This window comes from Actinokineospora bangkokensis (assembly GCF_001940455.1).
Lineage (GTDB): Bacteria > Actinomycetota > Actinomycetes > Mycobacteriales > Pseudonocardiaceae > Actinokineospora > Actinokineospora bangkokensis.
Genome location: NZ_MKQR01000013.1, coordinates 196857 through 206100 on the forward strand (window position 1 = coordinate 196857; position 9244 = coordinate 206100).

At 74.9% G+C, this 9244-nt stretch carries 10 protein-coding genes and 1 rRNA gene; 7 read left to right on the forward strand and 4 right to left on the reverse strand.

Annotation, left to right across the window (positions count from 1 at the left end; genetic code table 11):
* Nucleotides 1-7: 7 nt before the first annotated feature.
* The gene (locus tag BJP25_RS13745; protein ID WP_198943481.1) at nt 8-406 is read left to right on the forward strand and encodes a VOC family protein; all 399 of its coding nucleotides are present in this window, start codon (nt 8-10) and stop codon (nt 404-406) included.
* Here BJP25_RS13745 and BJP25_RS13750 read toward each other — a convergent pair.
* Complete coding sequence (locus BJP25_RS13750; protein WP_332888634.1) at nt 387-1184, reverse strand: helix-turn-helix transcriptional regulator; 798 nt, start codon at nt 1182-1184, stop codon at nt 387-389. The genes BJP25_RS13745 and BJP25_RS13750 overlap by 20 nt on opposite strands.
* 63 nt (nt 1185-1247) lie before the next feature.
* Between BJP25_RS13750 and BJP25_RS13755 the strand changes: the two genes are divergently transcribed.
* Complete coding sequence (locus BJP25_RS13755) at nt 1248-1973, forward strand: SDR family NAD(P)-dependent oxidoreductase (protein WP_075975290.1); 726 nt, start codon at nt 1248-1250, stop codon at nt 1971-1973.
* Here the strand turns inward: BJP25_RS13755 and BJP25_RS13760 are convergent.
* Together BJP25_RS13760 and BJP25_RS13765 are read right to left on the reverse strand one after the other, a co-directional pair.
* Nucleotides 1954-3162 carry an LLM class flavin-dependent oxidoreductase gene (locus BJP25_RS13760; RefSeq protein ID WP_075975291.1) on the reverse strand — a complete coding sequence of 403 codons (1209 nt, stop codon included), beginning with the start codon at nt 3160-3162 and terminating at the stop codon, nt 1954-1956. The genes BJP25_RS13755 and BJP25_RS13760 overlap by 20 nt on opposite strands.
* Nucleotides 3163-3222: 60 nt before the next feature.
* Nucleotides 3223-4239 (reverse strand): LLM class flavin-dependent oxidoreductase, encoded by a 1017-nt coding sequence (locus tag BJP25_RS13765; protein WP_075975292.1) that lies wholly within the window; start codon nt 4237-4239, stop codon nt 3223-3225.
* A gap of 103 nt (nt 4240-4342) precedes the next feature.
* Here BJP25_RS13765 and BJP25_RS13770 point away from each other — a divergent pair, with 103 nt between their 5' ends.
* The 5 genes from BJP25_RS13770 to BJP25_RS13790 all read left to right on the forward strand — a co-directional run bounded on the left by BJP25_RS13770 (nt 4343) and on the right by BJP25_RS13790 (nt 8939).
* Nucleotides 4343-6196, forward strand: coding sequence for a translocation/assembly module TamB domain-containing protein (locus tag BJP25_RS13770; protein WP_075975293.1), 1854 nt, complete (start codon nt 4343-4345; stop codon nt 6194-6196).
* A 40-nt stretch (nt 6197-6236) separates the two neighbouring features.
* On the forward strand, nt 6237-7109 hold the full coding sequence (locus tag BJP25_RS13775) for an NAD-dependent protein deacetylase (protein ID WP_075975294.1): 873 nt from the start codon (nt 6237-6239) through the stop codon (nt 7107-7109).
* Between the two features lie 74 nt (nt 7110-7183).
* Nucleotides 7184-7885 carry a GNAT family N-acetyltransferase gene (locus tag BJP25_RS13780; RefSeq protein WP_233158068.1) on the forward strand — a complete coding sequence of 234 codons (702 nt, stop codon included), beginning with the start codon at nt 7184-7186 and terminating at the stop codon, nt 7883-7885.
* Nucleotides 7886-7974: 89 nt separating this feature from the next.
* Nucleotides 7975-8379, forward strand: a complete 405-nt coding sequence (locus BJP25_RS13785; RefSeq protein ID WP_075975295.1) for a hypothetical protein — start codon at nt 7975-7977, stop codon at nt 8377-8379.
* A 158-nt stretch (nt 8380-8537) separates the two neighbouring features.
* Nucleotides 8538-8939: a hypothetical protein gene (locus tag BJP25_RS13790; RefSeq protein ID WP_075975296.1), complete on the forward strand. Its 402-nt coding sequence runs from the start codon at nt 8538-8540 to the stop codon at nt 8937-8939.
* Between the two features lie 132 nt (nt 8940-9071).
* On the opposite strand, the gene rrf is transcribed toward BJP25_RS13790, so the two are convergent.
* Nucleotides 9072-9188: ribosomal RNA gene (gene rrf / locus BJP25_RS13795) — 5S ribosomal RNA — on the reverse strand.
* Between the last annotated feature and the right edge of the window lie 56 nt (nt 9189-9244).

The following is a 9244-nucleotide window of genomic DNA, read 5'->3' on the forward strand; positions in this document are numbered from 1 at the left end:
CGGCAGCATGCGGGGCGTGCCGCACCTCGGGTTGACCACCATCCTCGTCCACGACTACGACGAGGCCATCGCCTTCTACCGCGACGCTCTCGGCTTCGAGCTGCGCGAGGACACCGACCAGGGCGGGGGCAGGCGCTGGGTGGTCGTGGCCCCGGCCGGGTCGGTGGAGACCGGCATCCTGCTGGCCGTCGCGGACACCCCCGAGCAGCGGGCCGCGGTCGGCCGCCAGGGCGGCGGACGGGTGGCGCACTTCCTGCACACCGACGACTTCGAGCGCGACGCCGCCCGGATGCGCGCCGCGGGCGTGGTCTTCCTGGAGGACCCCCGGCACGAGCCCTACGGCACGGTGGCCGTGTTCGAGGACCTGCACGGCAACCGGTGGGACCTCATCCAGCCAGCGAGCTGAGCGCCCGCGCCGACCGCGACCCCGGGTCGGCGGTGATGAACACGACCTGCTGGTCGTCCTCGGGCAGGGCGATGACGTCGCAATCGACCTCCAGCCGCCCCACCACCGGGTGCTCGAAGCGCTTGCGCCGGTGCCCGGGGGCGTGGAACGGCTCGGTGTCCCAGATGTCGGTGAACTCCGGGCTCGTCCGCAGCTGCGCCAGCAGCGCGCCCAGCCGCGGGTCGTGCGGGTAGCGGGCCGCCGACCCGCGCAGCCTGCTCACCACGATCTCCCCGAACTCCGGCGCCCCGCCGCTGCTCACCCGCGGCCCGCCCAGGAACCGCCTGCGCGCCAGGTTGAGCCCGCCCGCCAGCGCGCCGCCGTGCAGGGCGTCCGCCAGCGGGTTCCACGCGACCACGTCGTAGGTGGCGTCGGTGACCAGCGCGGCGGTGCCCGGCAGGCGGTGCAGCATCCGCACCACGTGCGGGCGCACCGAACGCACCGGCCCGACGGGCAGCAGGGGGCTGCCCGCCAGGTGGTAGAGCCGCGCGCGGCCCTCCCGGTCGAGGCGCAGCGCCCCCGTCAGCCCCTCCAGGACGCGCACCGAGGGCCGCGGCGCGCGGGCCTGCTCCAGCCTGGTCAGGTAGTCCACCGACATGTGCGCGAGGTCCGCGACCTCCTCCCGGCGCAGCCCGGGGGTCCGGCGGCGCTGCCCCGCGGGCAGCCCCACGTCCCCCGGCAGCAGCGCGGCCCGCCGGTCGCGCAGGAAGCGGGCGAGTTCGCGGTTGGGCACGGCCACCTCCACCAGCCTGGTACCGGTTGTCCCTGGTTGACCCGACCCGGCCGGGCGCACCGTGGGGACATGACGAGTTCCCCCACCCAGCCTGCCACCGCCCTGGTCACCGGCGCCAACAAGGGCATCGGCAAGCAGATCGCCCGGCTGCTGGCCGAGGCGGGCCTCACCGTCCACCTGGGCTCGCGCGACCCGGCCAGGGGCGCCGCCGCGGCCGTCGAGATCGGCGGCGACACCCGCCCGTTGACCCTCGACGTCACCGACGCCGACTCCATCGCCGCCGCCGCCGAGCGGGTGCCCCGGCTCGACGTGCTGGTCAACAACGCGGGCATCGGCCTGGACGCGGGCGACGCCGCCGAGACCAGCCTGGCCGACTACCGCACCACCTTCGAGACCAACGTCTTCGGCGTCATCGCCGTCACCGCCGCCTTCCTGCCCGCCCTGCGCGCCGCCGCCCACCCGCGCATCGTCAACATCTCCAGCGGCACCGGCTCGCTGGCCGACTCGGTCGGCCCCGACGCCACCTTCCCGCCCACCGGGCGGATGGCCGCCTACCGCGTCTCCAAGACCACCCTCAACGCCCTCACCGCGTTCTACGCCCTCGCCCTGCCCGGCTTCCGGGTCAACTGCCTGGCCCCCGGACTGCGCCGCACCGACCTCAACGCCCGCGCCCAGGCCGCCGACGGGGACCCGGCGGAGGCCGCCGCGGGCGCGGTGCACCTGGCACTGCTGCCCGACGACGGCCCCACCGGCACCTTCGTCTCCTGGGACGGCGTCACCCCCGTGCGCTGGTGACCCCCACCGGCTCCGCGGCACCGGCGAACTCGGGGATGACCTCACCGATCAACCGGATGCTGGTCATCACCTCCTCCTCGCCGAGCCCGCCCATCTGGTGCAGGCACAGCAGGCGGTCGATGCCCAGGTCGGCGTAGGCGCGCAGCTTCTCCCGGCAGGTGTCCGGCGACCCGACGATCAGCGAGTTCTGCGCCGAGAGCACCTCGAACAGCTCGTCCTCGGGCACCTGCTCCCCACCCAGGATCCGGCCGATCAGCAGCGCCGCCGGGGTGGGGGCGTCCCCCGCCTCGGCGCGCAGGAACTCCCCGGCCAGCCCACCGCCGTCGGCGGCGTCCATCAGCGCCTGGTGGCGCTCCATGGCCATCTGGAAGTCCGCCGCCGCCTCGAAGAAGGTCAGCGCCCGGGTGCTGTACCAGGCCGCGGCCGCCGCGGCGCCGTTGCGCATGGCCTGCTCGTCGGTCTCCGCGCAGTGCACGAAGGTGAAGAACCCGACCTGGTCGTTGACGAACGACCCCACCGGGTCCGTGCACGCCGCCGCGGCGGCCCGGTAGAGCTTGATCATGCGCTCGGCGCGCTCCAGCGACTCCCACATGGTCGTGCCCAGCACCCCCACCCCGCGCCGCCCGGCCTCCTCGAACGAGGCGGGGCTCGCCGCGGCCTGCCACAGCGGCGGGTGCGGCGACTGGAGCGGCTTGGGCAGCACCGGCACGTCGTTGATCTCGAAACCCTCGCCGGAGTAGGAGAACCGCTCCTCGGTCCACATCCGCGGGATCATCTCGAACGCGGCCGCGGTCTGGGCGCGCACGTCGTCGCGGTCGACGTTGAACAGCCGCCACTCCGGCACCGTCGAGCGGGTCAGGCCCAGCTCCACCCGCCCGCCGCTGAGGTGGTCGAGGGTGGCGGCCCGCTCGGCCACCCGGATCGGGTGGTTGAACCGGCTCGGCGCCAGCACCGCGGAGTGCCCCAGCCGGATCCGCTCGGTGCGCTGGGAGATGGCCGCCAGCAGCACCTCCGGCGCCGAGGACAGGCTGAACTCCTCGGCGCCGTGGTGCTCGACCTGCCACCAGCACCCGTACCCGCTGCGGTCGGCCAGCTCCGCCTGCGCGAGCGCCTGGCGGAACCTGCGCTGCTCGGCGTCGGCCGTCCAGGGCCGCGGGTTCTGGATCTCGTTGAAGATGTCGATCTGCACGCGTCGTGCTCCTCCCGGGACTGCGTCGTCACGGGGGGAATCGACCGGCGGCGGCGTTCGTTAAGGGGCCGAAGGACCCCACCCGAGCGCGGGACCCAGGTGGGTGGCGATGTCGGTGAGGATCTGCACGTAGTCCTCGTGCTCGAAGGTGAACGGCAGCGCGAACGCCACCTCGCTCACCAGGGCGAACGCCGGGTCCTGGAGCAGCAGCTCGGCGATCTGCGCCGAACTGCCCAGCAGGTCCGGCGCGAACATCACCCGTCCCGGCCCCTGCGGGCCGCTGGTGCGCGGGGTGCGCTTGGCGACGTAGGCCTCGTAGCGGGCCCGCTGCTCGGCGGTCGCGGAGTCGGTCGGGATCACCACCAGGCCCTGCGAGGCGCGCGCCTTCTCCCCGAGCGGGTGGTGCTCGCGGAACAACCGGATCTGCCCCGCCTGCACGGTGGCGAAGTCCTCGGCCTCCTCGGCGCGGATGACGTTGCTCGACAGCAGGTTCAGCCCGTGCTCACCGGCCCAGCGCGCCGAGCGCAGGCTGCCGCCGCCGTACCAGACCCGCTCGGCCAGCCCCGGCGAGTGCGGCTCCACCCGCTGGGAGTAGTCGTCGAAGAAGCCCTCCCCGTTGCTGAAGTCGGCCACCCGGTCCCCGCGCAGGAACCCCAGCAGCCGCTCCACCCGGGTGTAGCTGAAGTCCTCCTGCTCGGCGGTGTCGGGGTAGAGGGCGTCCTTCACCGCGTCGAAGTGCATCGGCGGGCCCACGCTGATCCCCGGGTTGAGCCTGCCCCCGGACAGCACGTCCACCGTCGCCAGGTCCTCGGCCAGGCGCAGCGGGTTCTCCCAGCCCAGCGGGATCACCGCGGTGCCCAGCGCGATCCGGCTGGTGCGCTGGCTGGCCGCGGCGAGCACCGCCACCGGCGAGGAGATGCCGTACTGCACGTGCCGGTGCCGCAGCCAGGCGCTGTCGAACCCCAGCTGCTCGCCCAGCTCGATGATCCGCAGCGTCGACTCGTGCCCCGGGCCAGGGTCGGCGCCGTCGAACAGCCCGATCGTCAGGAAGCCCATCCTCCGCAGGTGCGCGCTCATGCCGCGATTGTGCTCCCGCCGCCCGGGTCGTCGCCTGTTCAACCACTTCGTGGGACCGCGACCCCACCGGGCCGGGACGGGCACCGTGATCCACACTGGTGGGGTGGTCGAGGGGGAGCTCACCGGCGCCGAGCGGGCGGTCGTGGCCGCCGCCGCGCGCGGTGGCGAGTCCGCCTGCCCCCGGCTGCGCCCGCACCTGCTGGCCATCAGCACCGACGAGTCCCACCTGGTGCGCGCCGCGGTGCTGCGGTCGCTGCTGCTCGGCGAGCTCGGCCCCACCGCGCCGCGCGGCGTGCGGCTGCGCGGCGCCCGCGTGCTGGGCCCGCTCGACCTCGACCACGTCAGCGCCGCCACCGGGCTCGTGCTGCGCGGCTGCGTCCTCGACGACCCCATGACCGCCGAGTTCGCCCACCTGCCCTTCCTCGACCTCGACGGCAGCGAGCTGGCCGAGCTGCGCGGGGTCGGCCTGCGCGTCGACCGCGACCTGGGGCTGCGCGCGGTGACCGCCCGCGGCCCGCTGTGGCTGCTGCGCGCCGACGTCGGCGGCGACCTGGACCTGCGGGCCGCCCGGCTGCGCGGCGCCCCGGCGCTGCTGCTCGACCGGGCCCGCGTCGGCGGCGTGGTCGCCGCGGGCGGGCTCGTCGCCCGCGGCGACGGCGCCCCCGGGGTGGTGCGCGCGGTGGAGGCGCGGGTGGCGGGCCGGTTCGAGCTGAGCGCGTCGGTGCTGGCCAACACCGGCGGCCCGGCCCTGCTCGCCGACGGCCTGCGGCTCGGCGGCAGGCTCGCGCTCGACGACGCCGTGCTGCGCGGCACCGGCGACCTCGGCGCGGTGCGGATCCCCCAGGCCCGCGTCGGCGGCACCCTCGACGCCGAGGGCGCGCTGGTGCGCAACGACAGCGGGCCCGCGCTGCTGGCCGACGCCGCCGCCGTCGACGGCTCGGTGCTGCTGGGCAACACCACCCTGACCGGTGACGGCCCGGACGGCACCGTGCGGCTGCTGGGCGCGCGCGTCGAGCAGCAGGTGGTGCTCGGCCACGCCCGGGTCACCAACACCACCGGCCCCGCCCTCCAGCTCGACGGCGCCCGGGTCGGCACCGCGGTGCTGGCCCCGTGGGCGCTGCTGCGCGGCACCTCCACCGACGGCGCGGTGCGGCTGGTGGGCGCCCGGCTGCGCGGGCAGCTCGTGCTCGACGACGCCCAGGTGGTCAACTTCGCCGGGCCCGCGGTGGACGGCGAGCGGCTGCACGTCCAGGACGACGTCTTCCTGCGCGGGGTGCGCCTGCGCGGCTCCGGGCCGCGCGGCACCCTGCGCCTGGCAGGGGCGAAGCTGTCCGACGGCCTGTTCCTCGCGGGCACCTCGGTGGTCAACGACCACGGCCCCGCCCTCTCCGCGGCGGGCGTGCGCGTCGGGGACTCCCTCGACCTGAGCACCGCCCACCTCGACGGGCGCACCGGCGGCGACGCCGTGGTGCTCACCGACGCCCACCTCGGCACCGCCGACCTGCGCGGCACCACCATCACCAACGCCGGGGGCGCGGCGCTGGACATGCGCGGCAGCACGACCACCGGCGACCTCGACCTGGCCGGGCTGACCCTCGACGCCCCCACCGGCCTGGGCCTGGCCTGGCTGCGGGTCGGCGGCAGGCTCGACCTCACCGGCCTGGCGAGCCACCACCCGAGGCTGACCGCCCTGCTCGACCTCACCGGCACCCGCGTCGAGGCCGACCTGCTGCTGGACGCGGACGCCGTCACCGGCGACCAGACCGTCGACCTCGACGGCACCGCGTTCGCGGGCACCCCCCTCGACGCCGGGGCCTGGCTGGCGCTGCTGCGCGACCACTCCCCCGGCTACCGGCCCCGCGCGTTCCGGCACGTGGCAGACCTCGAAGCCGCCAAGGGCCACCACACCGCGGCGTGGCGGCTGCGGTGGGCCCAGCACCGGGCCCGCCGCCGCTGAGGCGACCGCGCACCGCGCGCGGCGGACGTACCATGGACCCATGCGCACCAGGCCCACGCTGAGCTACACCCCCAGCGGGCCACCGCTACCCCGCACCCGGAGCCTCGACGAGGTCGTCGACGTCGTGGGGCGCGGGCGGGTGCTGGTGCTCAGCGGCGCGGGCCTGTCCACCGAGTCGGGCATCCCCGACTACCGCAGCGCCGACGGCAGCCTGCGCAAGCACACCCCGATGACCTACGGCGAGTTCACCGGCAGCGCCGAGGCCCGCCAGCGCTACTGGGCGCGCAGCCACGTCGGGTGGCGCACCATCGCCCGCGCCGACCCGAACCGGGGCCACCACGCCGTCGCCGAGCTGCACGCCCGCGGCTACCTCGCCGGGGTGATCACGCAGAACGTCGACGGCCTGCACCAGGCCGCGGGCACGCCCGCCGTGGTCGAGCTGCACGGCGGCCTCGACCGGGTCGTGTGCCTGGACTGCGGCGAGGTCAGCTCGCGGGGCGCGCTGGACCGCCGCCTGGGCGCGGCCAACCCCGGCTTCGCCGTCAGCACCGACGAGGTCAACCCCGACGGCGACGTGTTCCTGCCCGAGGACACCGTGGCCCGGTTCCGGCCCGTCGACTGCGCGGGCTGCGCGGGGGTGCTCAAGCCGGACGTGGTGTTCTTCGGCGAGAACGTGCCCCGCCCCCGGGTGGAGCTGTGCAACGCCCTGGTCGACTCCGCCGACGCGCTGCTGGTGCTGGGCTCGTCCCTCACCGTCATGTCGGGGCTGCGGTTCGTCCGCCGCGCCGCCGAGGCGGGCATCCCGGTGGTGATCGTCAACCGGGGCGAGACCCGCGGCGACCCCCTGGCCACCCACCGGGTCGACCTGCCGCTGGGGCAGGCGCTCACCGACCTCACCCGCCGCCTGCCCTGACCGACCCCCGTCCCACGAGGTGGGCTGGTGCGCCGCGCGGAACAGCGGGCGCCGCGCGCGGGTTGGAGCCGGGTGTGGACTCCGACTCGATCCTCGACGACCCGATCCTGGACAACGCCGCCTGGGCGTCGCTGACCGGACCGCACGCGCACCTGGCCGAGCGCCGCGGCAGCGTGGTCCGCTACCCGGTGGACATGTCCCCGTTCGCGGGCGTGGCACCGGGCACCACCACCTTCGACGACGTGGCGGCGCTGTTCGGGCCGGGCGCCGAGGCGCACCTGCCCGCCCTGGTGGCCCGACCGGCGTGGGACATCACCTTCCACGTCCCCGGCGTGCAGCTGGTCGACGACGGCGTGGCGGGGGCGATCGACGCCGAGGCGGTCGTGCTGGGCACCGGGGACGTCGCGGAGATGACGGCGCTGGTGGAGCGGACCAAGCCCGGCCCGTTCCTGCCGCGCACCGTCGAGATGGGCACCTACGTCGGCATCCGCCGGGAGGGCAGGCTGGTGGCCATGGCCGGGGAGCGCCTGCACCCGCCGGGGTGGACCGAGATCAGCGCGGTGTGCACCGACGCCGGGTTCCGCGGTCAAGGCCTGGCGACCCGCCTCATCCGGCACGTCGTGGCGGGCATCCGCGCCCGGGGCGAGCGCCCGATGCTGCACACCGGGGCGGAGAACGTGAACGCCATCCGGCTCTACGAGCAGTTGGGCTTCCGCCTGCGCAGGCAGGTCGACTTCACCTCCTACCGCGTCCCGGCGCTCACCCCAGCGCCCTGACGGTCAGCGGTAACGCCGACCTCCCCGGCGTCGACTCCCCGGGCAAGCGCGCCGCTCGGCGCGCGAGCGCTCGTGGAGAGGTACTGGGGATGACGACGAACGACGCCAACGAGACGACGTGGCACCTGGCGCAGCGGCCGTCGGAGGTCAAGAACGCCGCGATCATCATGTGGGTCCAGGTCGGGATCAGCACGCTGGGCCTGCTGATCCTCGTCGGGATCGTCAACGGCGTTGCCGTCGACCTCAGCGCGCTGGCCGTGCCGCTGCTGATCGGCGCCGCGGGCATCGCGGTCCTCGCCGTGGCCGCGGCGAACCTGCCCCAGGCCCGCAAGTGGGCCTGGGTCCTGGCCCTGGTCGGGGAAGGCCTGGTCATCCTCGACCGCCTGATCGGCCTGGTCGACGGGACGGTCAACCTGTTCTACATCGTCGGGATCGTGCTGCCGGTCATCGTGATCGTGCAGCTCGTGAAGACCCGCGCCTGGTTCACCCGCTGACCCAGCTCGGCACCGGACGTCCCCCCATGCCCGCGGGCGTGGGGGGACGTCTGCTTTCCTCCTCAGCCGTCCGGGGTAACGACGGGGTCCCGCGGGCCGACGCCTTGGGCGAGCGCGCCGCTCGGCGCGCGATCTGACCTGCTGAGGGGTTCCTGGGGATGACGACGAAGGGCGCGCGGGACGCGGACTGGCACACGATCCGGCGGCTGGAGGTGCGCAACGCCGCCATCATCATGTGGTTCCAGGTCGCGGTGTCCACGGCGAGCGTGCTGATCTCGGTGGGGGTGCTGGGCAGCGGGCCCGTGGACCTCAGCGGCGAGGTGCTGCCGCTGCTGGTCTACGCGCTGACGCTCGGCGGCACGGCCGTCGCCGCGGTGTTCTTGCTGAAGGCGCGGAAGTGGGCGTGGGTCCTGGCCCTGGTGATCGAGGGGCTGCTGGTCGTCGACCGCGTCGTGCAGGTCGCGGCGGGAACGGCGAACCTGGTGTACGTGGTGACGCTGCTGCTGCCGATCGTGGTGATCGCGCAGCTGGTGCGGACCCGCGACTGGTTCACCCGCTGACGCGCCGCGTCCCGGGCCCCACCGGCCCGGGACGCACTGGCCGTGAACCGCCACCGGCCCTGGTCTCACAGCGGTGTGGACGCAGAAATACCCCTGGCCCCTCGCGTGTGCGAGGGGCCAGGGGTGAAAGAAGTCCGGCGGCGTCCTACTCTCCCACACCGTCTCCAGTGCAGTACCATCGGCGCTGGCAGGCTTAGCTTCCGGGTTCGGAATGGGACCGGGCGTTTCCCCACCGCTATGACCGCCGTAACACTATGAAACTATCCAACACTTCCCCTGTCGACCCCGGTCGGCCCCTGAACGGG